Consider the following 25,606-nt stretch of genomic DNA (forward strand, 5'->3'; position numbering starts at 1 on the left):
CTGTGGAGAGAGCGGCAGGCAGGGCTAACGCTAGTCTTCTAATTTGCGCGCTTCGGAAATCAGCATGATCGGCACCCCGTCGCGGATCGGGTAGGCGAGCCCTGCGCTTTCGGACACAAGCTCGTTGCGGGCGCGATCGTAGGAAAGACGTCCCTTCGTCAAGGGGCAGACCAGCAGCTCGAGCAGCTTGGGATCGGCATTGCTCATCCTGTCGTCCATGGCGGCGATCCTACTGCAGCACAGTACCGGCCTCGCCCGAGCCCTGGGCAAGAACGATCTCTGTGATGGCGATCAATGTTTCGGCCCGCGTCCTCAGGTCAGGCGCTTCCAGCAGCGCCTGCTTTTCGGCGGGACCAAAGGGAGACATCATGGAAAGCGAATTGACGAGGACACGATTGCCTGCGCGCTCCACGCTTTCCCAATCGGCTTCCAGCTGGTTCGCATCCAGAAACGCACGGAATACCCGCAGCAGATTTTCGCGGTCCACAGCGTCCTCATCATACTCGCCGGAAAGATCGGCGATGAAGGGCGCGTGCCGGAAACTGCGATAGGGTTTGCCCACATCCACCTCTTCCAGCAGGCGGAAGCGGCAGATGCCAGTGAGCGAAATGACATAACGCCCATCCCCGGTTTCCGAAAAGGAAGTGATGCGACCAAGACATCCGACAGCGCTCAAAGCACCACCATCATGCCCCCCCTCAATGACGTGAAGGGCCGGCTGCACCATGCCAATGACCCGGTGGCCGGCCAGTGCCATATCGATCATGGCGAGGTATCTAGGCTCGAAGACATTGAGCGGCAGGTGGCCTTCCGGCAAAAGCAACGCGCCCGACAATGGAAATACCGGCACAGTTTCCGGCAAATCGTTGTTCTTCACATATCTCGCATTTCCGACATGCATGGGATCAAGCCCCCTGTTCACCGCTGCCCGGCCGGCGGATCAACCGCCATGGCCGGGATATGCCCGCATTACGAAAACAAGATTGCCGAAAGCTTCCGGCGCCCGGCCACACTTGCCGGATCCTTGAAGCCCCAGGCCTCGAAAAACTCCAGAAGCTGGCGGCGCGCGCCGTCATCATCAAAGGTCCTGTCCTTGCGCATGACATAGAGCAGATGATCCGCTGCCTCATCCCGCCGCCCTTGAGCATTGAGGACCTTGGCAAGCTTCACACGCGCCTCGTAATTATCGGGATCGAGCGCGAGATCACGTTCCAGCGCCACCGGGTCGCCAATCTTGCGGGCTTCTTCATATTGCGCGATCTTTTTCGAAACGAGCTGAATGCCAGCATCTGCGGCCACTTCCGCCGGCAGGGACGAGAGGAGTTCGCTTGCCCGTTCATATTGTCCAACGGCAATCATGCATTCGGCAATACCAGCGATTGCGGCGGCGTTTTCGGGATCGGCCTGCATAACCGCGCCGAACAATTGTGCCGCGCCATTATGATCGCCATCCGCCAGAAGCTGCTTTGCCTCTGCCAGAACCGCTTCGATCTCAGCTTTCGGATCACCCGCATCAGGTCCGGCGATCTTGTCGATGAACTGCTTGATCTGGCTTTCCGGTACCGCGCCCATGAAGCCGTCCACCGGCCTGCCATCCAGGAAAGCGACGATGGCGGGAATGGACTGGATGCCGAGTTGGCCTGGAATAGACGGGTGATCGTCGATATTCAGTTTCACAAGCTTCACGCGGCCATTCGCCTCGTTTACTGCCTTTTCGAGAACCGGCGTAAGCTGCTTGCACGGGCCGCACCACGGTGCCCAGAAATCCACCAGAACCGGCTGGTGGCGCGATTCCTCGAGAACATCCTTGGAGAAGGCCGCCGTTGTGGTGTCCTTGATGTGACCGGAAGACGCGCCGTTCAGCTCCCCGCTATATTGCGCGTTGCCGGACATCTGCCCGCCATAGGAACTGCCGTAAGGATTGTTCGTGCCGCTCATGCCGGTCTCCCGTAATCTCTGTCGTATTGTCTTGGTTGAAGCAAAGATCGTATCTCACTCGCTGACTTTCAAGACAAGCGGCGTGTGGCCGGTCGCCTCCAGGAAGCGAATGAGGTCTTTGTTTCCTATCGTCGTCGTCTGGTCGTTGGAAAGCGGATGACCGTTGATAAGCTCGTTTTCCAGAAGATCGCTGTCGAGTACGAAGGTGACCTGCCCACCGGTGTCGTTGATGGCGCCGAAAACCGTGACAGATCCCGGCACGACACCCAGATATTCAAGCATTTTTTCCGGCCTGCCGAAGGATACGCGGCTTGCCGCGCCAATCGTCTTGTGAACGCTTTTCAGATCGACGACCGCGTTCTCCTCAACGGTCAGAACGAAATATTGATCCTTCTTGTCCTTCACAAAAAGGTTCTTCGTGTGGCCGCCCGGGATTAGATCACGCAACGACTGGGATTCGGCAACGGTGTAGACCGGCTCATGCTGTTTTGTCTTATGCTCGATGCCGAGCCCGTCCAGAAACGCGAACAAGTCCGCTGCCGTCTTCGGAGAATTTTCCGCCATATCCTGCCGCCTGCCTTTGCCGATTCCGATATCCTCTCCGTCATGATTAAGGGGGCAACCGCGGCTTGGCAACGCGTGAAAAAGCGACGGCGCGAAAATTCCCAATCATTTCCGCCGCTTGTCGCATTTCTCAAAGAAATTTTCGCGTTTTTGTCATTTCCCTGTTGCATTCCAAAATCGATTGAGCGATATAGCGCCCGTCGCCGCATTGCGGTGGCCCACGGTTCAGCGTACTACCCCGGACCGATGGATTTGAGCGGGTGTAGCTCAGGGGTAGAGCACAACCTTGCCAAGGTTGGGGTCGAGGGTTCAAATCCCTTCGCCCGCTCCAAAATTTCCCAGGACACAGTTATTTGCGTTATTTCGATTGCTTATGAAGACGCCGCTCCCGGTCTGTCGGCTTGGCGTGCATGATTTTTATCGGACGACATGTAATCAGGCGGAACTTATGGCGAGGATATCCGTTCTTGACGCGAGGCTCCTAACCTCAGTTCCCCTCTGAATTGCCCGCCGCGAGCGGGCATTTTTTTGTCACCCCGTGAAAATACCATTTGGCACAGGGAACAGCTTCCGGGCGCATCGCGTTTTCCTGCGTTGTTCAACGCGAGGGGATAGCTCATGTCCATAAATCTCAGACGAACTTGTGTGGTTGCCGTATTTGCCGTCCTGTCCATCCCGGCTGCTTCTTTCGCTGCCGACATGATCACTTACGGAAGAGAAACGGCCCCGAAATACAAAGTGCACCATCATCCACGTGCCGTTGCAAATGTGTATGCTGCCGGCGCGCCCTTACGCTGCAACGAGAATATCGTGTCTTACCGCTCCCCTTACGAGCGGCATACGGAAGTGGTTACTCTCTGCCATCCGCCGCTAAACTGGCAAACAGAGTCTTCTACCGCAACAATATGGTCGCCTTGATCTTGTCATAATTCATTTGATGTGCTTTTGTTCGCTCGCCCTTGTGGGAGGGGGTAAAGGTTGAGACCCGCTGGCTGTTTCGATACGGCAAGCGGGTTTCCCTTTTTTTGGCGTCCGGCCAGCCACAGGCAAGTGCGAGGAATGCCGCAAATTCTCAACGTACGTCCAGAAGACGACGCAAACTTTGCTTTTCTCATTGAAGATGAATGGTAGCGGGAGAGGGACTTGAACCCCCGACACGCGGATTATGATTCCGCTGCTCTAACCACCTGAGCTACCCCGCCACAGGGAAAACGTGACAGCCATGTGACCGTCCGCTCCATCAGGATGAGCGGCTTATAAGGTGCCGCTCCCCAAAGTGTCAAGCGCATGACGCGCAAAAAATTCGCTTTCCACACGGCGGTGAAAACCGAATTGTTTCAGGCAGCAACCGGCTTTTCCAAAAGCGCCTTCAGCGAAGCCTCGGCGTCCACCGAGCGTTCCGAACGTTCGATGAAACCACCACCGTAAACGCGGGCATCAGCGCCCGGTGCAGAATAGAGCACGCAGGCCTGACCGGGAGCGACACCCGCCTCGCCGGTCATCAAATCCACGTAGATGCCGTTTTCATCGGCATGCAACATCGCTTCGGTTGGCGGGCGGGTGGAGCGCACCTTGGCGAAGCAGGCAAAGCCCTGCCGGGCCTCGTCCGCAAGCGCGCCATCGCCAAGCCAGTTCATGTCGCGCAGATAGACACGGCGGGTCTCCAGCGCCTCCCGCGGACCGACGATCACCCTGCGGCCACGCGCATCGAGATGCACGACATAAAGCGGCTCTCCAGTCGCGACACCAATACCCCGGCGCTGACCGATGGTATAATGCACGATACCGTCATGGCGGCCGAGTACGCGCCCGTCCAGATGGACGATATCGCCCGCCAACGCCGCATTCGGCTTCAGCTTGTTGATGATATCGGTATATTTGCCCTGCGGCACGAAACAGATGTCCTGACTGTCGGCCTTCTTGGCGACGACGAGACCCATGTCTTCCGCCAGCGCGCGTGTTTCGGCCTTGGAGAGACCGCCGAGCGGAAACCGCAGATAGTCGATCTGCTCCTGCGTCGTTGCAAACAGGAACCAGCTCTGGTCACGATCACTATCGATCGGGCGATAGAGCGCGCGGCGTCCCGGTTGGCCGGGAACGGGATTAGGACGCGAGCGGATGTAGTGGCCGGTCGCCAGCGCATCTGCGCCGAGTTCCTGAGCAGTGGCGAGCAGATCGGCGAATTTTACCGTCTGGTTGCAGGCAACGCAGGGGATCGGTGTTTCACCCATCGCATAGGCTTCGGCAAAGGGATTGATGACGGTTTCGCGGAACCGCGCTTCATAATCCAGCACATAGTGGGGAATGCCGAGCGTTTCGCAGACCCTGCGCGCATCGTCAATATCCTGTCCCGCACAGCAGGAGCCGGCGCGGTGCACAGCCGCACCGTGGTCGTAAAGCTGGAGAGTTATGCCGAGGACGTCATAACCCTCGCGCTTGAGGATACCGGCCACAACCGAAGAATCGACGCCACCGGACATGGCGACAACGATCCGGGTGTCTTCCGGCCTCTTGTCAAAATCGAGCGTATTCACGTTTTTTCCCATCGTCAGTCATAACGGGGGTAAAGGCCCCGCCGCCTGTCGGTCATCCGCTGCGGGAAGCCTTAGTCGAAAAAGACTGTCCTGCCTCGCCATCATGCAGATTTAAGGGCTGCATATAGAAAGGAATGGCCGCGCACGCAAGTACGGGGCGGAAATCCGCCCCGTAAAGCCATCAGAGTGAGGTGGTGACCGGTTGTTAAGCGCCCGCCGTCTTCTGGCCGCTGCTGCCAATCCACTTGTCGCGCTCCCTCCACAGGGCCGGCAAAGCCAGCAAGCCTATTGCGGTAAGGGCGATCAGCGTCTTGCTGACCTGCGAAAGTTCGGCCGTACGGCCATCCAGATAATAGACGCCATAGACGATAGCCACGTGCCAGACATAGACCTGAAGCGAATGGCGGCCGAGCAGCTGCAGGAATTTCAGCGAGAGCACCCAGATCACGCCCTCCGCAATCGAGCGAACGATCGGGCGGTGATGCTTCGGACCGGCGATCACCAGCCAAGTGAGACCCACACCAACAGCAAGGAAATTGATGAGGTAGACCGGGCCGAAATCGGCGCGGATTTCCATGGTGGAGAACTTGCCCATCACGAATTCCGGCATCAGGCCCCAGGCGGTTGCGATACGAAGCGGCATGAAAAACAGGCAGATGAGAAGTGCCGCCTTCGGAAGCCACGTTTGTTGCGGTGAGAAGATCGCCTTCCACGGAATGCGGTTCTGCGCCGTCATCGCGCCCAGCACCAGCGCCGAGTAGAACACCAGCTGCCAGCCGAGCAGATTGAAGCTGACACGGATACCCTGCTCGTCGGCACCCTTGACGAGTTCATTGAGCGGCGTCGTCACGATCTGCTGAAGACCGAGCTGGCCGGCCATCCAGACCAGCAGCGAGCCTGCCATGACATAAGCCCATTTGCCGTCGAGGCAGAGTTTAACGAGGACGGGTGCGAACAGCATGTAAACAATGTACTGCGGCAGAATATCCATGAATGTCGGCTGGAAGAGGAATGTCGCAATCGCCGCCAGACGCAGCGGATCGTCGAACGACGTCATGCCCAGCCAGTTGTACCAGATGTACGGCGCATGCGGGATGACCATGCGGAAGAACAGCACGGCGATGACGAGACCCATCGCATAGCGATAGAGCTCCATCGCCCGGTTCCAGATCATCTGTTTGCCGGCATCATAGCCATATTTCATCATCTTGCGGGCATAGACCATGCCGATCAGCAGACCGGACAGAAAGACGAAGCCCTGCGCGTCTTCCACGAAGGCAAACTGGCGGTGATTGATTTCCACCAGCCAGAAACCGCCTGCAAACACCAGATGGTTGATCAGCATGAAGACGAGGAAGTAACCACGCATCCCGTCGATCAGGTCAAAGCGTTTCATCTCGATAGCTCTCCGTTCTCGCGGGCCGTGCATTGCCCGGCCACCCAGCCCGGCTTGCGGGAGGCGGGCCGGGAATTGGATTGTCAACGCTGTTTTGCGCCTGTGGTTCCCTTCCCAAAGCGGTTTAGAACCGGCGCGAAAAGTAACATTGACGTGTACGCATGCTGGTTAGGATGCACGGACTGAACACCGGATGAATGAAAAACGGCAATTCCGTGGAGCAAAAGAGCTATGCGCCAGCGCCACACCTCGACGAAGAGGGCGCAAACCCCTGCATGGCAGGGAAAACGCGGACAGCCACTCGCGGGACGATACAGATATCACCCGTTAGATTTATCAGTCATTTTTTTGGAGAGTTGCGATCTGCCACCGCGATCACTGAATTATCGACGAAAGACAATGTCGCGGCATCACGCATCGCGGCACGCAAAAGCCCGGAGGTTGGTAAAACCTCCGGGCTGTTTCGTTCGGACAAGACTACGCGTCGTCTCAGGCAGCGGCCTGAATGGCGGCGACCTGCCAGTTGTCGTTACCGCCACGGCGCACGAAGGTCCACATTTCCACCGCTTCGGACGGATGCTGCTCGTCCCCTTCGATCACCTTGCCGGAGGTGCGGTCGCGCATAATGTCGATGGCAGAGTAGCGCATAGCTACCGTTGCATAGTCCTGGCCCTCTTCGTGCCAGGCTTCGGCAACGTCGCCCTGCAGCAGCGTTACGTCGCGCACGTCGTTTTTCACGCCGCTCGTCGCGTTGTCGCTCAGTTCCTCAGCAAGATAGGACATGGCTTCCGGCGTCGTCAGCTTGCGCAACGTGCCGTAATCTTCTGCCCCATAGGCAGCCTGAACATCCTGCAGCATTTTCTGGAAGACTTCGAGATCGCTCTGGGTAATGCCAATTTCGTCACCTTCGGACATTGCATTGGCATGTGCCACCGGCTTTGCGGTTGCGGCAGTGGCCGCGGCTGCGCCGCCCGCAGCACCGGCAAGCGCGCCGATCTTCGGAATCTTGAACGAGGATGCGGAAGGACCTGCCTGCGGGCCGCCATTAAAGGAGGAGCCGGAATGATCCGTGCGCTGCGATCCGCCTGCGCCACCGAAAGCCGGCTGGCCCTGACGGCGCGATGCGAAGAAACGCATGGCGAACATGACCAGAAGGCCAATCAGCGCCACCTGCAGCAACATACCGAAGAAACCGGCCATACCGCCGAAACCGCCGCCCATGAGCATGCCGAACAGGCCACCCATCAGCAGTCCGCCCATCAAGCCACCCATCATGCCGCCAAACAGGCCACGGCTCTGCTGCGGTGCCTGCGCACCGGGACGCGCCGGCTGTGCAGCACCGGGCGTCGTCTGGTTTTGCTGGGTGTTAGGAGTCATGCTGCGGTTGATCGGCGCGGTCTGGCCGGGGGCGGTGCTGGTCGACGGCGGCGCGGAAAACGTCCTTGTGCCGCGGCTACCGAAACCGCCGCTCGCACGGCGTGCTTCCGCCATATCGACGGCTACGAAAGATACCGCGATACCAAGCGCGGCGACTGCGAACAAACCTTTGAAGCGCCGAAAGGCAGCAAACATCACTATCTCCTGTTGGCCACCCTCCCATGAGCGGCATATCAGCACGCGATATAGCAACTCATGATCATCATTTTTAGTATGCCCGCCTTAAATTTTTCGTGATATGCAACCAGAGAGAGAAACACGCACACATTTCGGTGAAACCGGCGGTTCAGAAACAAAAAAACCGGCACAGGGTTTCCCCTGCACCGGCCCTTATTGTCCCCTTGGGAGGAACGATAGGTATCAGTCGATGTTGAATGTCAGCGGCCTGACCTGGCGGATTGCCGGGTTGGCGCGCAGCTTGTCCAGCACGTCTTCGGAAACCGGACCATCGACATAAAGAAGCGCGATGGCGTCGCCGCCTTCCTTTTCACGACCGAGCTGGAAGTTGGCAATGTTGACGCCAGCCTCACCAAGCGTGGTGCCCATGAAGCCGATCATGCCGGGAACGTCGGTGTTGGTGATGTAGATCATGTGCGATCCAACATCCGCATCCATGTTGATGTTCTTGATCTGGATGAAGCGCGGCTTGCCATCCGAGAACACCGTACCAGCAACCGAGCGAACCTGGTTTTCAGTCTTGACCGTCAACTTGATGTAACCGTCGTAAACGCCGGTCTTGTCACGCTTGACCTCGGACAGGATAACACCCTTTTCCTTGATCATAACAGGCGCGGAAACCATGTTCACATCCGCAACCTGGCTGCGGATAAGGCCCGCCAGCAACGCGCTGGTCAACGCCTTGGTGTTCATGTTGGCGGTTGCACCATCATAAAGGATTTCGATTTCCTTGGTGGCGCTTTCCTGCACCTGACCGACGAAGGAGCCGAGGACATCCGCCAGACGGATGAAGGGCTTCAGGCGCGGTGCTTCTTCCGCCGTGATCGATGGCATGTTGATGGCGTTGGAGACGGCACCCTTGACCAGATAATCCGACATCTGCTCGGCAACCTGAAGTGCAACGTTTTCCTGTGCTTCCGTGGTCGAAGCGCCGAGATGCGGCGTGCAGACGACATTGGGAAGACCAAAAAGCGGGCTTTCGGTGGCGGGCTCGACTTCGAAAACGTCAAAGCCTGCACCGGCGACATGGCCGGACTTGATGGCGTCGGCAAGAGCCGCCTCATCCACCAGACCGCCACGGGCGCAGTTGACGATACGTACGCCCTTCTTGGTCTTGGCAAGGTTTTCGGCATTGAGGATGCCGCGTGTCTTGTCGGTCATCGGCACATGCAGGGTGATGAAATCGGCCTGCGCCAACAGCTCGTCCAGCTCAACCTTCGTCACGCCCATTTCCTGCGCGCGCTCCGGCGACAGGAAGGGATCGTAGGCCAGAACGTGCATCTTAAGGCCAAGTGCGCGCGAGCAGACGATGGAGCCGATGTTGCCGGCACCGATGACGCCGAGCGTCTTGCCGGTGATTTCGACACCCATGAATTTCGACTTTTCCCACTTACCCGCCTGCGTGGAGCTATCGGCAGCCGGAAGCTGACGAGCGACCGCGAACATCAGCGCAATCGCATGTTCGGCAGTGGTGATAGAGTTGCCGAACGGCGTGTTCATGACGATGATACCGCGGCGCGAAGCGGCCGGGATATCGACGTTATCGACGCCGATGCCGGCGCGGCCGATGACCTTGAGATTGGTCGCCGCTTCGATCAGCTTTTCGGTCGCCTTCGTGGCGGAACGAATGGCAAGACCATCGTAATTGCCGATGATTTCAGCCAGCTTGTCCTTGTCCTTGCCGAGTTTCGGCTGGAAATCGACTTCGACGCCACGATCACGGAAAATCTGGACGGCGGTTTCCGACAGTTCGTCGGATACGAGTACGCGAGGTGCCATGGTTCAGGGGCTCCTTGAAAAACGGTGCAGTTTTAAAAGCGGGAAATCGGCGGCCCTGCATCAACGCAGGGCCGGTATCAAAATCAGGCGGCAGCCTTGGAAAGTGTTGCCTTCTGCGTCTGGTAGGCCCAGGCCAGCCAGGGCATGACGGCTTCCATATCGGCCGTCTCGATTGTTGCGCCGGCCCAGATGCGCAGACCGGACGGTGCGTCACGGTAAGCGCCGATATCGAGGGCGACATTTTCCTTTTCAAGCAGGGCAACGATGCCCTTGGCGAAATCCGCCTGCGCAGCAGCATCCAGCGCCTGTACGTCGGGATCGACGATCTTCAGGCAGACGGAGGTGTTGGAGCGGGTTTCCGGCTTGACGGCCAGGTTGGCGATCCAGTCGTTCTTCTCGATAAAGTCGTAGATGACCTTGGCATTGGCATCGGCACGGCCAATCAGCGCCTTCAGGCCACCAAGGTTCTTCGCCCACAGCAGCGCGTCGATATAATCCTCAACGCAGAGCATGGACGGGGTGTTGATGGTTTCGCCAGTGAAGATGCCTTCGATGAGCTTGCCGCCGGAGACCATGCGGAAGATTTTCGGCAGCGGCCATGCCGGCGCGTAGCTCAGCAGACGCTCGACAGCGCGCGGCGAAAGGATGATGACGCCGTGGCCACCCTCGCCGCCCAGAACCTTCTGCCAAGAGAAGGTGACGACGTCGAGCTTTGCAAAGTCCATATCCTGCGCGAAGGCCGCCGATGTGGCATCGCAGATCGTCAGACCCTTGCGGTCAGCAGGAATGAAATCGGCATTGGGAACGCGGACACCGGAGGTGGTGCCGTTCCAGGTGAAAACCACATCGCGGTCGAAATCGACTTCTGCCAGGTTCGGCAGCAGGCCGTAATCGGCCTCCAACTTGCGTACGTCCTTCAGCTTCAGCTGCTTGACGACATCGGTAACCCAGCCGGCACCGAAGCTTTCCCAGGCAAGCATATCGACGCCGCGTTCACCGAGCAGCGACCAAAGGGCCATTTCAACGGCGCCGGTGTCGGACGCGGGAACAATACCGATGCGATAATCGGCGGGAACATTGAGAATTTCACGGGTGAGATCGATGGCCTGCTTCAGCTTGGCTTTGCCAACCTTGGCGCGATGCGAGCGACCGAGCGGTGCATCGGAGAGAGCATCTAGCGACCAACCGGGACGCTTCGAGCAGGGACCAGAAGAAAAATGCGTATTACCCGGACGGAGGTCCGGCTTCACTATATCTGTCATTTGACTACCCTTTCAGATAGGCGCCTCTCGTTAGGGAGAGGTGTCCTGACGCCGTTGCTATTCCTCTCACCGGCCTCCGTCAAGCGGAATATGTCGCTACGCATGAGAATTTTAGTCCATATGCGTCATGCGACGAATTGGATACCGCTGAAAACAAAAACCGCCCGCACCGGAGGAGGATGCGAGCGGCTTGAAGCTAACAGTCGGGCGTGACGTTTATTTATAAACGGCAGGCTGCAGCGGAATATCGGCAGGCGGCATGTATTGCGCGGTATCGCAGCCGTTAAAGACATAACGGCCACCGACGCGAACCTCATGCGAATACAGACCCTTGTCGCGGCCAGGACCGCCACCATTCGCAAAATCGAACATGTCGCCCTTGTTGATCTGGCGGAAGCGGTAACCGACATCTGCCTTCAGATTACAGGTAACATCGATCGATGCACCGGCCATCAGGGCATAGGCGAAGCGCCACTTGCCTCTGCCGCCATGTTCGGTGGTCGGGTCGCAGCCAAGGCCGTTGGTGCTGCACGAAGTATTGCGCAGCTTATCCCATTTGACGTAGGAGCCGCCGATACCGCCGCCAACATAAGGCGTGATGCGGCCATAGGTACCAAGATCGACATAGGCGTTTGCCATCAGCGTATATGCTCTAAGTGAGCTGAGATCCGCTGAAACGCAGGGACCGGGCACGGAACCACAGCCGCCGATGGTAGACCCGCGGAAATCCGATTTACCCATGTAATCGAAGGTTACGTCACTGCGGAAATAGTTGTTGAACTGATAACCGACACCGGCGCCGACGATGTAGCTATCCTTGACATTAGCCGTATCGAAATCGGCGAGATAACCACCCGGTCCACCCTGATAATAGTTGGCGCCACGAAGCTTGTTGAAGGAATAACCGACGTCGCCGCGCAGATACCAACCACTTGCCTGCGTGATCTGCACTTCGGGTGCCTCGACATAGGCAGGCGCAGGTTCAGCTTGATAAAGATCGGCAGCGAAGGCGCTCGTGCCGGTCATCAGAACGGCCAGAATGCCGGCCAAAGCGTTTTTCATGACTTCCACTCCAGAAGAGGCACCTGCCGTTGCGGCAGCAAATGCCAGTGAACTGTTCAGTCACGGAGATTGGCGTAAAATGGTTAAGTCCCGATTAACCACGATCATTCACTATATTTATTAGGCAATACTCAAAGAAAAAGCCGACTCGAAAGCCGGCTTTTTCTTTTCACATTTGGTGGCGCAATTTATGCAGCCGAGCGGGCATTGGTGATGACCCCGACGAGATCGTTGACGATCTGCTCCACCTTCGCACTATCGTCGCCCTCCGCCATGACGCGGATCAAAGGCTCCGTCCCGGAAGGGCGGATGACGAGGCGGCCATTATTGGCCAATGCGCTTTCCGCATCGGCGATCGCCTGCTGCACGATCGGATTTTCCAATGGCTTGCCGCCGGAAATACGCACGTTCTTCAAAAGCTGCGGCACCGGCTCGAATTTGCGGCAAACCTCGCTGACGGTGAGGCCCGAACGTTTGACCTTGGCGAGAACCTGCAAAGCTGCCACCAGCCCATCGCCAGTCGTGCCGTAATCCGACAATACGATGTGGCCGGACTGCTCACCGCCGACGTTGAAATTGTGGTTGCGCATATGTTCGACAACATAACGGTCGCCCACCTTGGTGCGAGCAAGGGTGAGACCCTTGTCGCCAAGGAAACGCTCAAGACCGAGATTGGACATCACGGTTGCGACAATGCCGCCACCACGCAGGGTATTGTCGGAAGCCCAGCTGTCGGCAATCACCGCCATGAGCTGGTCGCCGTCGACGATCTCGCCGCGTTCGTCGACGATGATGACACGGTCCGCATCGCCATCGAGCGCGATGCCGATATCGGCCCGCACCTCATGCACCTTTTTCTGCAGGGCTTCCGGGTGGGTGGAGCCGCATTCGAGATTGATATTGATGCCGTTCGGCTCGTTGCCGATGGTAACGACTTCGGCGCCCAGTTCCCAGAGTGCTGCGGGAGCCACCTTGTAGGCAGCGCCATTGGCACAGTCGATGGCAATCCTGAGCCCGCTCAGCGTCACATCACGCGGCAGGGTACGTTTGACGAATTCGATATAGCGGTAGATATCGCCATCCACGCGCTTGGCGCGTCCTATCTCGCTCGGCTTGGCGAGCTGGGCATAGAGATCCTTGTCGAGAAGATCTTCGATTTCCAGCTCAAGCTCGTCGGAAAGCTTGTATCCGTCGGGTCCGAAAAGCTTGATTCCATTATCGGAAAATGGGTTGTGCGACGCCGAGATCATTACGCCGATATCGGCCCGCAGCGAGCGGGTCAGCATGGCAACAGCGGGGGTTGGAATGGGCCCGAGCAGGAAGACATCAAGGCCTGCCGCGGTGAAACCTGCGACCAGCGCGTTTTCTAGCATGTAGCCCGAAAGCCGGGTATCCTTGCCGATCACGACACGATGGCGATGATGGCCCCGGCGGAAGATCGTTCCGACCGCAATGCCCACACGCATCGCCAGATCCGGCGTCATGGGGAAGACGTTCGATTGTCCGCGGATACCATCGGTTCCGAAATAACGGCGTGCCATTTGAACTCCAAATCTTTCGGGCATTCCGGCATAGCATAAAACTACCGGAAGCGTTTTTGGCTAAATGCCACAAACCACGATAAACAGCACGTAAATTACAGCAAAAATGGCTTATATCTTGTTACCAAACTGAAAAGGCCACCCGGAAAACCGGATGGCCTTTTTCAATAGTCGTCTTGATCAGGCAATCAGTGCGGCTGTGGCTCCATGCCGCCTTCAGCCTCGCCGTCGCCCTTGGCTTCGCCGTCACCCTTGACTTCGCTTGGGCCATCCTTCTTGGTGCCTGCTTTCGGAACAGCCGAGCCACGGCTGCCAGGAGAATCATCACCCAGATCGCGGGCCGGCTTCTCGCCCCTCAGCAAAGCCTTGATCTCGTCGCCCGTGAGGGTTTCGTATTCCAGAAGACCCTCGGCAATAGCAACGAACCCGTCGTGATTGTCCGTCAGGATACGACGTGCCTCTGTATAGGCCTCGTCAATCAGGCGGCGGACTTCGGTGTCGATCGTCTGAGCCGTTGCCTCGGAGACATTCTTGGACTGCGAGACGGAATGGCCAAGGAAGACTTCCTGCTGGTTTTCACCATAGGCGACCTGGCCGAGAGCGTCGGAGAAGCCCCATTGCGTTACCATGGCGCGGGCAAGCTTGGTGGCCTGCTCGATATCCGAAGATGCGCCGGAGGTGATGTTTTCCTTGCCGAAGGTCAACTCCTCGGCAACGCGGCCACCCATCATGATCACCAGACGCGACACCATCCATTTGTAACTCATGGAGTAGCGGTCACCTTCAGGCAACTGCATGACCATGCCGAGTGCACGGCCGCGCGGAATAATTGTCGCCTTGTGCAGCGGATCAGCCAAAGCAACCTTCAGCGCGGTAATCGCATGCCCCGCCTCGTGGTAAGCGGTCAGTTTCTTTTCCGCTTCGGTCATGGCGGAGGAGCGGCGTTCCGCACCCATCATGATCTTGTCCTTGGCGTCCTCGAACTCCTGCATGGTAACCACGCGTTTGTTACGGCGAGCAGCCATCAGGGCGGCTTCGTTGACGAGGTTCATCAAGTCAGCGCCTGAGAAACCGGGGGTGCCACGGGCCAGAACCTTGAGATCGACATTCGGAGCCAGCGGCACGTTGCGAACGTGAACCTTGAGAATGCGCTCACGGCCGACGATATCCGGGTTCGGCACGACGACCTGACGGTCGAAACGGCCGGGACGCAGAAGCGCGGGATCGAGAACGTCCGGACGGTTGGTGGCGGCGATGAGGATAATGCCTTCATTCGCCTCGAAGCCGTCCATCTCGACCAGCAGCTGGTTGAGCGTCTGTTCGCGTTCGTCATTGCCACCGCCGAGACCGGCGCCGCGATGACGACCGACAGCGTCGATTTCGTCGATGAAGATGATGCACGGCGCATTCTTCTTGGCCTGCTCGAACATGTCACGCACACGGCTTGCGCCGACGCCGACGAACATTTCCACGAAGTCAGAACCGGAAATGGTGAAGAACGGCACATTAGCTTCACCCGCGACGGAGCGCGCCAGTAGCGTCTTACCAGTACCTGGAGGGCCGACCAGCAGCACGCCGCGCGGGATCTTGCCGCCGAGGCGCTGGAACTTCTGCGGATCGCGCAGGAATTCCACGATTTCCTCAAGGTCCTGCTTGGCTTCGTCCACACCTGCGACGTCGTCAAACGTCACGCGGCCGTGCGCTTCCGTCAAAAGCTTGGCCTTTGACTTGCCAAAGCCCATCGCGCCGCGCGAACCACCCTGCATCTGCCGCATGAAGAACAGCCAGACGCCGAGGATGAGGAACATCGGCAAAAGCGTGCCGAGATAGCTCAAAAAACCGGAAGAACCGTCGCTCTCGGGACGCGCGACGATGGTGACGTTCTTGCTCTGCAAGCGCTCCATCAAGCTGTCGTCGATTACTGGGGAATAGGTCTGAAAGGCCGTGCCGTTTTCGGTATAGGTTCCGAGAACCCGGTTACCGGTGACGGTCACGTCGCGAACTCGCCCGGAATCCACATCGCGGAGAAACTGGGAATACGGAATTTCCCGCGAACCCGTTTGCGTCGGCGAAGTCTGGAACATGCTGAACAAAGCGATCAGCAAGAGGGCAATCACGGCCCACAAGGCGAAATTTCTGAAATTTGGGTTCATCGAACTCCCCGAACTCACACGGACATGTTTGCTGCCCGCTATTACTCGACCCTAACATAAGGACGACATCTGCCGTTGCCAAGGCAAAGGGCGTTATCTGATGCGTTTTGGTGTAAAAACTATTCCAAGGCAATTCACGAAAAAGAGGCCGGATTTAAACCGGCGGCTGTGGATAGGCCGCACGGCCGAATAAAACCGCGATGGCATTCGCCAACTCAAGGTCGAAGCGCGGCAGAAAAAGATCGAAGGGGGCAAGCCTCGGCACGATACTGATGGCACCTTCCGGAGAGGCTCGACCGGGAACCAACGTGGCAATTTGCGGCAGGATCGCCATCGCCTGTTTTGCAATCCCTGGCGGCACCGCTGGAAAAAGCGCTGCCGCATCCACAATACCACCCGTCCTGCCCGCCGCAATATTGACCGGAAAAGCCGACGTGTTTTTCACAAGGAAACGATCGTCCCAGAGGCCCTGCCCACCAGCCTCGACTTGCAGTTCCGGCATATTCCGGTGCTCGCGGAAAAGATAAAGCCCGTCCTTTCGGCGATCGAGAAGAACGCGGCCAACCGTTATCCGTCCGTTCTCGCTGGTTTTGAGAAACTGCAACACCCGATCCATGCTGCTGGCCGCCGGGAAATAGACCCTTCCACCGAGATTAGCGATGAGCACCGCTAGCCCGTGCCGAAATTCGGGAAGATCGGGCATCAGGCCTTCAATCGACAATCTGGCGAGCGTGGCGTGAAAGACTTCTGCGTTTTGTTGGAGGAAAAAGGCGGTTTTCTCGGAATATGCCTGTCGTTTGACGGCGGCCTGCGCATCAAACGGCGGCGGAGAGTCGGAAAGCGACTGCCGCACACGAACCCGCTCGTAGTGCGCGTTGTCATTACTCGGGTCGTCAAACCAGCCACGCGAGCGAGATGATACGAAATCGCGGATCTCCTGTCTTTCACAGGTCAGGAACGGCCGCATGATCCAGTGGCGTCCACCGTATAATACAGCATCCGCCATGCCGGCGAGGCCGAGATTTTCGCTGCTGCCGCTTCTGGCGGCACGCATCGCCACGGTTTCCCGCTGGTCGCCAAAAGTATGCCCCGTCATGACGAGATCAGCGCCAATGTCGCTCGCAACACCGGCGATCAGACTATATCGGGCAAGGCGAGAGGCTTCGGAAATGCCGGAAGCGGGTTTGGGGTCATCCCATCGGCGCACGGTATGCGGGATACCGAGTTCCGCGCAGAGCAAGGAGACCTTGTGAGCCTCATCAGCGGATTCCGCCCTTAGGGCATGGTCAACCGTGACGGCGGAAAGCCGCACCCGGTCGGGGTCTGCCTCCGCCCTCGCCTCATGCATTGCCAGCAACAGACCGGTGGAATCGCTACCGCCGGAGATTGCGATGAGAATATGGACGGGTTTGCGAAAATTTTCGACAAAGGACCTTGCCGCAGCGAGCGGCGCAACCGTCTTTTCGTTCAAAATGCGGACATCAACCGGCATGGAAAGACCGCCGCCATGGCAGGAGCAAGATCAGCAGCTCAGCCGCTTCTGTTCGCTGGCAACCTTGTTCAGCACAGTCTTTGAAGCACTGGGATAACGCTTCGGCACTTCGCGCAGCGTGGCGCAGGCGGTCTCGGTGTTGTCCAGAGCTGCAAGCGACATGCCGAGCTTCATCAGCATTTCCGGTGCTTTCGGAGACTTGCCATAGGTCTGATGGCCGTTCAGGAAAGTTTTTGCGGCCTCGTTGAACTTGCCCTGCGAATATTGTGCCTCGCCCAGCCAGAAGCTGGCATCGGCGGCCTTGGCGCCTTTCGGGTAACCCTGGAGATATTGCTGGAACCCCTGCTCCGCAAGCTTGTAATCGCCGGAAAGAACATGGCCGTAAGCAGCCTGATAGATATCGCCCTCGCTGGTGAGTGCTGCGGTGTTGACCGGATCGGTCTTGCGCGCACCGTTGCCGGTGGTAACGCCCGGAAGACTACCGGAAGAATTGTTGGCACCCTGGTTCAATGAGCCACCGATCGGCATGCCCTTGGAATCAAGCTCGATGGAGCCAAGCGTCGTCTCTCCCGGTGCACTCGTCGGCGCGTTCGCGGAAGAGGACGGCGAAACGGAAGCGCCACCCTGAGGTGGCGTTTCGATGATCGTTGCAACGTCGTCGCTCGGCGGAGCGGCCGGAGTGGCCTCCGCCTTCTTTTTCGGCGCAGTGGTACTCGCGCCTTTGCCGCCTTCCAGTTCCTGGAAACGGAATTCATTGTCTTCCTGCGCCTTGCGGATCGTTTCCTGCATCTGCAAAAGCTGGAAGCTCATTTCTTCGATACGGCCGTTGAGCTGCCGGATCTGTTCTTCAAGCTGCTGAACCTTATAGGCTTCATTGGCCTGAACCCGCACAATTGGGACCTGCTGAGAGTTGATCGTGCCGAAGCTACCCCCCGCACCGAACAGCGGACCCGAAACGGCTGTGCCGCTCAAGCCGGTGCAGGCTGCAAGCCCCAGCATTCCCGCCACGACAAGTTTCTTCATCTCATTTGCCCTGCCTTAACTGATTTGCACCGGAATGGCGCAAGCCGGATTTTTTCCATATCAACCGAAAAAGCAACTTAACTTCGGCCAAACTATGAAAAAAACGAAAGGCGGCCCATAGACCGCCTTCCATTCGAGATCACAAAAGCGTCAGGCGATTACATGCCTGCGCCACCGAGAACCGTCACAGCGCGGCGGTTCTGCGACCAGCAGGAAATGTCATCGCAGACGGCGACCGGCTTTTCCTTGCCGTAGGAGATCGTCTTCATGCGGCTTGCCGGAACGCCCTGGGACGCCAGGAAGTCACGGGTTGCAGCGGCACGACGGGCGCCGAGCGCCAGGTTGTATTCACGCGTACCGCGCTCGTCGGCATGGCCTTCGACGGTGATGGCGTATTTCGGGTAACGGGCAAGCCACTGTGCCTGGCGCTGCAGCGTCTGCTGCGCGTCTGCACGGATGGACGTCGAGTCCGTATCAAAGAAGATGCGGTCGCCAACATTAACCGTGAAGTCCTGCTGGGAGCCGGGCGTCGCAGAACCCGCACCGCCGAGACCGAGCTCACCGGCGCTATTCGGCATGTTCTTCTTGTTCGCGCAGCCTGCGAGAGCAAGAGCGAGCGTCATGGCGATAACAGCCGGATTACGGGCCAGTTTCTGCATCGGGCTGAGTGCCGAAGTGTGTGTACGGCTCATCGCCGGTCTCTCCTTGGGATTGCAATAACGTTGCCAGACACTAACGGATCGAGGTTAATAGCCGACAAACGCTTATGGTTAACAGAAAGGAAACGTCCCACTTTTTTGCTCCCTCACAACACTTTGCGGCAAGAAAGAGGCAGTTTCCCGTACGGCATATGTAAAAACATGACGGCGCCGGTTGGGCCGGCGCCGTCATGGCAGTCAATATCAGTCCAGAAGCGGCGACCAGGCCGGGTCTGAAGCGAAGGTGGGAGTCTTGATCAGCTGTTCGTTGTAGCCGGTCAAGTCGATCGAATAGAGCTGCGGACCGCCAGCACCAGCGTTCTGGCGGAAGAACATCAGCACACGGCCGTTCGGCGCCCATGTTGGGCCTTCATTATGAAAGCCGCTGGTCAGAATGCGCTCACCCGAACCGTCGGTTTTCATCACGCCAATCGAGAACTTACCGCCCGATTGCTTTGTGAAGGCGATCAGATCGCCGCGTGGCGACCAGACCGGCGTGGAATACGACCCGTCGCCGAACGAAATACGCTGCTGTCCTGAACCATCGGCATTCATCACGTATATCTGCTGACGGCCGCCACGGTCGCTTTCAAAGGCAACACGTTGCCCATCCGGGGAGAATGACGGTGCAGTATCGATCGCGGACGTGTTCGTCAGGCGCGTCGTGGTTCGTGAGCGCAGGTCCATGGTGTAGATATTGGCGTTACCATCCTGCTGAAGGCTCATGATGACCTTCTGGCCATCCGGCGAGAAGCGCGGCGAGAATGTCATGCCGGGGAAATTACCGACCACTTCGCGCTGTCCGGTTTCCAGCTGCAGCAGGTAAACGCGCGGCTGCTGGCCTTCAAACGACATGTAGGTGACTTCCTGACGGTTCGGCGAAAAACGCGGTGTCAGGACGATGTCGTTCGAATTGGTGAGGTTACGGACGTTGAAGCCGTCCTGGTCCATGATCGACAGCTGACGCTTGCGGGCTGTCTTCGGGCCGCTTTCGGAGACGAAAACGACGCGGGTATCGAAGTAGCCCTTTTCACCGGTGACGCGCTCATAAATGGCGTCCGCGATGATGTGGGCGACACGGCGCCAGTTTTCCGGCTGCGTGAAGAACTGCTGCCCGGTCATCTGCTGGCCTGCGAAAGTATCCCAAAGGCGGAACTCCGCACGCAGACGGCCATCGCTTTCACGCGTCACGCGGCCCGTTACGAGTGCCTGCGCGTTGATAACCTTCCAGTCCTCAAAACGCGGCTGCTGATCCGGGTTGGCGATTTTTTCGATGAAGGCACTCTTGTTGACTGGCGCAAACAGGCCGGAACGCTGCAGATCGGCAGCAATTACGGCCGATACCTGCGCGCCGATGCCGTCACCCGAGATGAAGTCGGTGATGGCGATGGGCAAGGGTTCGACGTTGCCCTTGTTGATGTTGATTTCCACCCGCGCAAAAGCCGGTGCGGAGAAAACCGACATAAGGGCCGCGACAGCGAGCACCAGCCGGATCGGCGAAAATATCTTCATGTTGCCAGGCCTTTCAGCATTCATAGCAATTCACTGGGATCGAAATTCACTACGACTTCGTTCCATGCATCATATTTGTCGGCAGGAAGGTTCGTGAACGGAGCAGAACGCATGATGGCGCGATAGGCACCACCGGAAAGGGCGCGACGCGTTCCCTCGGAACCACCCGTTGCTTCGATCTCGGGTCGGCCGATGATGGATCCATCACGGTCAAGCTTCATGGTGACCCGAACGCGAACGTCCGAGGCATCCGCCATGCCGGGAATGATCTGCCAGTTTTTCTGGATTGCGCCACGCAGCGCATCCATTTCCGTCTGGCTGAGCGTCGAACCGCCCGTGGTCTTTTTGCCGCCAAGCGATGCCTGCTGGGTGGAGCGCTTTGCACCACCACCGGAGGGCGCCTGCTTGTTCAAAAGCGCGGCAACATCGTCAGCGTTAAAATCGCTTTCCTTCGACGAAGCGGATTTCGCCGTTTCCTGCTTTTTCTCACCCGGCTTCTTGTCGGAAGGCTTGTCCGTGGACTTTGCCTGATCGGGCTTGGTCTCTGCAGGCTTCTCAGCGGGCTTCTGCTCGGCAGGTTTGGTCTCAGCCTGTTTCGGCACTTCCGGCTTCGGCGGCTCCGGGCGGGAATTCGGGCGCGGCACATTCGGCGGCACGGGAATTTCGGCCGGTTCCTGTTGCACCGGGGGTGGCTCTTCCGCTTTCGTTTCCTGCGGCGGCGGCTCCGTCTTCGGTTGCGGCGCGATCTCGGGCTTAGTCTGCGGCAAGGCGGCCATTTCCTGCGGCTTCGGAGCCGAGGTCTCTTCCTTGACGATTTCCTTCACCTCATTCGCCTTGGTGTCGACAACCGGCTGCGGCTTTTCCTGCTTTGGCGGAGCGGCCGCACTGATATTGTCGTTCGGCTTTGTAGTAGGCGTCGGCGGCGCTTCTATATCGGCCACGTTGTTGCCGACATTCTGAGCGTTCGGAACGATATCCGGACGTGTAGTCGGAACCGGGGCCGACTTTTCCGCCTTCGGCGCGTTCTTGTCGCCTTGCTGGATCTGGCTCAATTCCTCGATTGGCACCAGCTCCACAGGCAGTGCCTCAGCCTGCGACACGTCAAGAGGCTCCGGCGAGCCCAGGGAAACGAGGGCGAAAGCCAGAAGCGATGCGTGCACGATCGCGGATGTGGTAAGGCTGCCCTTCATCGCTGACGTCAATTATCCTGTTTCTGCTGGGTCACAAGGCCGATATTCTTGAAGCCCGCTGCCTGGATACGCGCCATCACGTCGGCGACGACGCCATAGGCGGCAACGGAATCCGCGCGCACGAAGATGCGTTCGTTATAGCCTGTCGTGGCGATTGCCTGCAGCTTGTCGGCCACCTCGGCCGCCTGGATTTCCGTTTCCTGCAAATGGATCTGGCCATTGGCATTGACGGAAATCGTGATCGGCTGCGTATCCGAATTCAGCGCGTTGGCAGATGTCTGCGGCAGGTCGATCGGAACGCCGACCGTCATCATCGGTGCGGCCACCATGAAAATGATGAGAAGCACAAGCATGACGTCAACCAGTGGCGTCACGTTGATTTCGCTGATCGCGCCGCCCCTGCGACGTCCGCCGCGCCCACGGCGTCCACCGGAACCGCCGCTGCTGCCACCTGCTGACATACCCATAACATCTACTCCATTTTGCCTTGCGGCAAATTACTGCGCGGCGCGCTTATTGGGCTGCCTGCCGCGTCTGAAGTTTTTCATCGATCTGGCGCGACAGGATCGCGGAGAACTCGTCGGCGAAACCTTCCATGCGAGCGGAAAGCTTGTGCGCATCAGCCGTGAACTTGTTGTAGGCGATAACCGCCGGAATAGCCGCGACAAGACCGATGGCCGTTGCCAGAAGCGCTTCGGCGATACCCGGCGCCACGACCGCAAGGTTGGTGGACTTCGAACCGGCAATCGCCTGGAACGAGGTCATGATACCAACGACCGTACCGAAGAGGCCGATGAACGGACCGGCAGAACCGATCGTCGCCAACGAACCGAGGCGAGCCTCGTATTGTTCGCCTTCACGAGCAATCGTCACGTCCATTGCCCGGTCGATACGCATTTGCAGACCGATGGGTGAACGGGCGCCGCGTTCAAATGATTTCTTCCACTCCCGCATGGCGGAAACGAAAATTGCCGCGAGACCAACATTCTGGCGTTCTGCCAGAGTGCGGTAAAGCTCTTCGAGCGACTGGCCAGACCAGAAGACCTGTTCGAACTGGTCGAACTGGCGCTTTGCCTTGCCGAAGCTTACGTATTTGTCGAAGACGATCGCCCACGTCCAGACCGAGGCGGCGATAAGTCCAATCATCACGAACTTCACGATGAGGCCCGCCTGCATAAACAGCGCCCAGAGACTTACATCGTGCGTCGCCGCTGCCAAACCTGCCTGTTCCATAAATATCCAATCCCCGAATCCAAACGCCCGGTACGGGACCGGGCGATTCAAACGCGTGTTAACGCTCGAAGCTATGCAGCAACAGCCGCAAACCCCTTTGCCATACCCCGATACTTGCCAGTAAGCCTTACTTGCCAATAAATTTGGTGAAAGGAAGGCGTGCGCCGCACAAATGCCAGTTGCTAAAGTAAGACACCATTATGGTTAAAGGAGTGTTACAACCGCGCCACGTCTGATGGATTTACTGGACCAGCCCCGAACTTACTTCAGGAATTTTTCGGCCACCGTCTCCGGAAGGCGCCTTGGCCGGCCATTGGCATTGATGACGGCGATGATGACCTTGGCGGCAACAAGCAGCGTTTCGCCGCGCCGGATTTCCTGATTGAGCACCATTTTTGCGCCCCCGGCCTTTTCGGTAAGGGTGGTGATCGTCAACACATCATCCATCCGGGCCGGGCTCTTGAAATCGATCTCCATACGATGGACGACGAAAACGAGACCCTCCTCGTCGGCGGTCAGGAGTGCGCTTTGCTCGCAGCCGAGGCAACGCAGGTAGTCGGTTCGACCGCGCTCGAGAAAATGCAGATAGCGCGCGTGATAAACGAGGCCAGAAAAATCCGTGTCCTCATAATAGACCCGCTGCGTCAGGCGGTGCCCATGTTCGATGAGTTCGCCGGAAAGCGAAACCACAAGCTCGCTCATGATATCTCCTTGGAAAGTTCGGCCGCACCTGAACGACCTTCGCGGACGATAAGATGCTCGTGGCGCTGAGGCAGCATCTCGATGCGCTCAGCAATGAAACGGGGTCTGAGATCGTGTTCCAGCAGCGCGGAAGGCTGCGCGGGCAGCCAGCGGAACTCCACCTCGACGCCATCCAGCACGCGATGCACTATATCGCTTTCATGGAACGGCAAAGGCTGGCGCAGCGAAACCAGATAATAAAATGCCAGTTCATGCGCGGCATAATCATCATAGGCGAAAAAATTCTCCGCCGACCAGAGAAGACGCTCGACGGCGCAATCCCGGTCGAGCTCCTCGCCGATCTCGCGGATGATGGTCTGCTCGGAGCTTTCACCGATTTCCGCCCGCCCGCCCGGCAGGGCCCAATAGCTATCCTTGGCGCCACGCTGGACGAGAAGATAGTTGTCGTGGAAAATCAACGCCGCCACACGCATGCTGAACAGCTGCGGCTTGCGGTCCAGCCGGATCATATGGCGCTCAGGGGCAGAAGTCATTTGGCGTCCAGGTCGCCGTCATACCAGACAAGGTGTCGTGTGGTGTCAGGCAGGTGTTCTATTTCATCCGCGATGAAATAGGGCGGAATATCGAGTTCGGTCAATGCATCACGGGTCGCGGCGACCCAGCGAAACTCGAGCTCGTTATCGCCATCCTGAACGCGGTGAATGATATCCGTCGGGTGAAAGGCAAGGGTCTCCGGCAAATCCATCAGGTAATAGAAACCGAGTTCGTGCCACTCCTTACCCTCATAATGGAAAAAATTCTCGACCGCCCATAGAAGCCGCCCGACCTTCGCTTCGACGCCAAGTTCCTCGACCATTTCGCGCGCCAGCGTTTCTTCGGAACGCTCGCCCATTTCGGCGCGGCCACCCGGAAAGGTCCAGAATTTCTCATGGGACGCGCGGTGCACCAACACGTGGCCATCCCGAAACGCCAGCCCCGCAACGCGCATCTGGAAAATGCGTTTCGGCTTGAATTTCATGCGAATACGGGTGTCCTGCACCGTGGTGTCTTGCGTCATTAACTGAACCTGCTGGCTGGAAACATCAAATCGGTTTCCGTCCACCCTAACGCATCCATCTCGGCTTTTCTCGCCTTTGCGTCGTCTCCCACAATGAATTCATCCAGTTGTGGCGGCTTGATCATGGTGCCGGACAACATGGCATGCACCTGCCCGCGATGATGCGTCTGGTGCTGGAAGAGATGGGACAACACATCATCGCAGCGATCCTGCTGGATGCGTATTCCACGATGAATATTGACGATGGCAGCGAGGCCGTCCTCATCCAGCATGTCGACAAAATCGATCAGTTCTTCGTCCAGTTTCGCTTGGGCAGCATGCAGCTCCGCCATGGTGGTGAAAGGCTCTTCTTCTTCAAAAGCGGCAAGGCCGAGCGTCCCGCCTTTGACAGCGTCGATATAAAACAGGTCAACGGTGTAGATGTGGTTCAGGGTCGCCCGAAGGGTTGGAAAGAAGCTGACGCGAGCGGCCACGAATTCCTCCTGCAACAGCTGAAGACAAGCCTGATGCAGCCTTAAATTAGCCAGCCGGTTGTTGCGCGCGAGTTTGCGGAAAACCCGCATCGGATCGTAGGCCATCGACGTCCCTTCTCATGGCGCCTGATAACGCCGTTTTTCAATCGACGTGTTCAAGCTCGGACTTGCTCTTCAGAACCTTCGCCCCATCTTCCTGCTCGATAAGATAGGCGGGTTCGTCCTTGCTGGCCTTGCGCTTTATCGTGGAACCGGAAATCGTTTTTTCGACATCATCAGTAAACGTCTCGACGATTTTTCCTTCGCCGGTTCCGTTGCCCCATTTCCAGCGAACCTTCGTACCCTTGCGATATTCAGGCATCATCATTTCCTGACCAAAGAAA

The 25,606-nt window shown here is 58.0% G+C and carries 24 protein-coding genes and 2 tRNA genes; 1 reads left to right on the plus strand and 25 read right to left on the minus strand.

Translation table 11 applies throughout. The features are described 5' to 3' along the window. Positions 1-30: 30 nt before the first annotated feature. The 4 genes from ACQZ6D_RS11785 to ACQZ6D_RS11800 form a co-directional block, all read right to left on the minus strand. The gene (locus ACQZ6D_RS11785; protein WP_003511371.1) at positions 31-219 is read right to left on the minus strand and encodes a Trm112 family protein; all 189 of its coding nucleotides are present in this window, start codon (positions 217-219) and stop codon (positions 31-33) included. A gap of 10 nt (positions 220-229) precedes the next feature. Next, a complete protein-coding gene (locus ACQZ6D_RS11790; protein WP_013761808.1) occupies positions 230-901 on the minus strand; it encodes an LON peptidase substrate-binding domain-containing protein in 672 nt (223 codons plus the stop codon). Positions 902-969: 68 nt separating this feature from the next. Continuing rightward, positions 970-1,938, minus strand: coding sequence for a thioredoxin (gene trxA / locus ACQZ6D_RS11795; RefSeq protein ID WP_003511373.1), 969 nt, complete (start codon positions 1,936-1,938; stop codon positions 970-972). A gap of 54 nt (positions 1,939-1,992) precedes the next feature. Beyond that, positions 1,993-2,502 carry a prolyl-tRNA synthetase associated domain-containing protein gene (locus ACQZ6D_RS11800; protein WP_013761810.1) on the minus strand — a complete coding sequence of 170 codons (510 nt, stop codon included), beginning with the start codon at positions 2,500-2,502 and terminating at the stop codon, positions 1,993-1,995. Between the two features lie 256 nt (positions 2,503-2,758). On the opposite strand from ACQZ6D_RS11800, the gene ACQZ6D_RS11805 reads away from it, so the two are divergent. Beyond that, a tRNA-Gly gene (locus ACQZ6D_RS11805) sits at positions 2,759-2,833 on the plus strand. A 794-nt stretch (positions 2,834-3,627) separates the two neighbouring features. Here the strand turns inward: ACQZ6D_RS11805 and ACQZ6D_RS11810 are convergent. The 21 genes from ACQZ6D_RS11810 to ACQZ6D_RS11910 form a co-directional block, all read right to left on the minus strand. Continuing rightward, positions 3,628-3,704 (minus strand) — tRNA-Met (locus tag ACQZ6D_RS11810). A 135-nt stretch (positions 3,705-3,839) separates the two neighbouring features. Beyond that, the gene (gene mnmA, locus ACQZ6D_RS11815) at positions 3,840-5,036 is read right to left on the minus strand and encodes a tRNA 2-thiouridine(34) synthase MnmA (RefSeq protein WP_111809733.1); all 1,197 of its coding nucleotides are present in this window, start codon (positions 5,034-5,036) and stop codon (positions 3,840-3,842) included. 205 nt (positions 5,037-5,241) lie between these two features. Beyond that, positions 5,242-6,432, minus strand: a complete 1,191-nt coding sequence (locus tag ACQZ6D_RS11820) for an OpgC family protein (RefSeq protein WP_003511376.1) — start codon at positions 6,430-6,432, stop codon at positions 5,242-5,244. A 489-nt stretch (positions 6,433-6,921) separates the two neighbouring features. Next, positions 6,922-8,004, minus strand: a complete 1,083-nt coding sequence (locus tag ACQZ6D_RS11825) for a Tim44 domain-containing protein (RefSeq protein ID WP_111795487.1) — start codon at positions 8,002-8,004, stop codon at positions 6,922-6,924. A gap of 225 nt (positions 8,005-8,229) precedes the next feature. Beyond that, positions 8,230-9,825 (minus strand): phosphoglycerate dehydrogenase, encoded by a 1,596-nt coding sequence (serA, locus tag ACQZ6D_RS11830; RefSeq protein WP_003511378.1) that lies wholly within the window; start codon positions 9,823-9,825, stop codon positions 8,230-8,232. Between the two features lie 83 nt (positions 9,826-9,908). Continuing rightward, positions 9,909-11,087, minus strand: coding sequence for a phosphoserine transaminase (locus tag ACQZ6D_RS11835; RefSeq protein WP_003511379.1), 1,179 nt, complete (start codon positions 11,085-11,087; stop codon positions 9,909-9,911). 216 nt (positions 11,088-11,303) lie between these two features. Then, positions 11,304-12,149, minus strand: coding sequence for an outer membrane protein (locus ACQZ6D_RS11840; protein ID WP_003511380.1), 846 nt, complete (start codon positions 12,147-12,149; stop codon positions 11,304-11,306). A gap of 188 nt (positions 12,150-12,337) precedes the next feature. After that, a complete protein-coding gene (glmM, locus tag ACQZ6D_RS11845) occupies positions 12,338-13,690 on the minus strand; it encodes a phosphoglucosamine mutase (protein ID WP_003511381.1) in 1,353 nt (450 codons plus the stop codon). A 188-nt stretch (positions 13,691-13,878) separates the two neighbouring features. Continuing rightward, a complete protein-coding gene (ftsH, locus tag ACQZ6D_RS11850) occupies positions 13,879-15,843 on the minus strand; it encodes an ATP-dependent zinc metalloprotease FtsH (protein ID WP_013761814.1) in 1,965 nt (654 codons plus the stop codon). A gap of 154 nt (positions 15,844-15,997) precedes the next feature. Continuing rightward, positions 15,998-17,335 carry a tRNA lysidine(34) synthetase TilS gene (gene tilS, locus ACQZ6D_RS11855; protein ID WP_448729953.1) on the minus strand — a complete coding sequence of 446 codons (1,338 nt, stop codon included), beginning with the start codon at positions 17,333-17,335 and terminating at the stop codon, positions 15,998-16,000. A gap of 30 nt (positions 17,336-17,365) precedes the next feature. Next, complete coding sequence (gene ybgF, locus ACQZ6D_RS11860) at positions 17,366-18,358, minus strand: tol-pal system protein YbgF (protein ID WP_162632837.1); 993 nt, start codon at positions 18,356-18,358, stop codon at positions 17,366-17,368. Positions 18,359-18,516: 158 nt separating this feature from the next. After that, a complete protein-coding gene (pal, locus tag ACQZ6D_RS11865) occupies positions 18,517-19,050 on the minus strand; it encodes a peptidoglycan-associated lipoprotein Pal (RefSeq protein WP_003511386.1) in 534 nt (177 codons plus the stop codon). A gap of 210 nt (positions 19,051-19,260) precedes the next feature. Further along, on the minus strand, positions 19,261-20,568 hold the full coding sequence (tolB, locus tag ACQZ6D_RS11870) for a Tol-Pal system beta propeller repeat protein TolB (RefSeq protein ID WP_003511387.1): 1,308 nt from the start codon (positions 20,566-20,568) through the stop codon (positions 19,261-19,263). 20 nt (positions 20,569-20,588) lie between these two features. Next, positions 20,589-21,758: a hypothetical protein gene (locus ACQZ6D_RS11875; protein ID WP_013761817.1), complete on the minus strand. Its 1,170-nt coding sequence runs from the start codon at positions 21,756-21,758 to the stop codon at positions 20,589-20,591. An 8-nt stretch (positions 21,759-21,766) separates the two neighbouring features. Further along, a complete protein-coding gene (gene tolR, locus ACQZ6D_RS11880) occupies positions 21,767-22,225 on the minus strand; it encodes a protein TolR (RefSeq protein ID WP_003511389.1) in 459 nt (152 codons plus the stop codon). A 46-nt stretch (positions 22,226-22,271) separates the two neighbouring features. Continuing rightward, positions 22,272-22,991: a protein TolQ gene (tolQ, locus tag ACQZ6D_RS11885; RefSeq protein WP_003511390.1), complete on the minus strand. Its 720-nt coding sequence runs from the start codon at positions 22,989-22,991 to the stop codon at positions 22,272-22,274. 261 nt (positions 22,992-23,252) lie between these two features. Further along, complete coding sequence (gene ybgC / locus ACQZ6D_RS11890) at positions 23,253-23,693, minus strand: tol-pal system-associated acyl-CoA thioesterase (protein ID WP_003511391.1); 441 nt, start codon at positions 23,691-23,693, stop codon at positions 23,253-23,255. Beyond that, positions 23,690-24,226 carry an NUDIX hydrolase gene (locus tag ACQZ6D_RS11895; protein ID WP_076845448.1) on the minus strand — a complete coding sequence of 179 codons (537 nt, stop codon included), beginning with the start codon at positions 24,224-24,226 and terminating at the stop codon, positions 23,690-23,692. Before ACQZ6D_RS11895 ends, ybgC begins: the two co-directional genes overlap by 4 nt. After that, the gene (locus ACQZ6D_RS11900; RefSeq protein ID WP_076845447.1) at positions 24,223-24,750 is read right to left on the minus strand and encodes an NUDIX hydrolase; all 528 of its coding nucleotides are present in this window, start codon (positions 24,748-24,750) and stop codon (positions 24,223-24,225) included. The genes ACQZ6D_RS11895 and ACQZ6D_RS11900 overlap by 4 nt, the downstream gene beginning before the upstream one ends. After that, entirely contained in the window at positions 24,750-25,328 is a 579-nt protein-coding gene (locus tag ACQZ6D_RS11905) for a DinB family protein (protein WP_076845446.1), read from the minus strand. Before ACQZ6D_RS11905 ends, ACQZ6D_RS11900 begins: the two co-directional genes overlap by 1 nt. 37 nt (positions 25,329-25,365) lie before the next feature. Then, complete coding sequence (locus tag ACQZ6D_RS11910; RefSeq protein WP_076845583.1) at positions 25,366-25,584, minus strand: hypervirulence associated TUDOR domain-containing protein; 219 nt, start codon at positions 25,582-25,584, stop codon at positions 25,366-25,368. Positions 25,585-25,606: the final 22 nt, after the last annotated feature.

This window comes from Agrobacterium sp. 22-3639C2 (assembly GCF_053522105.1).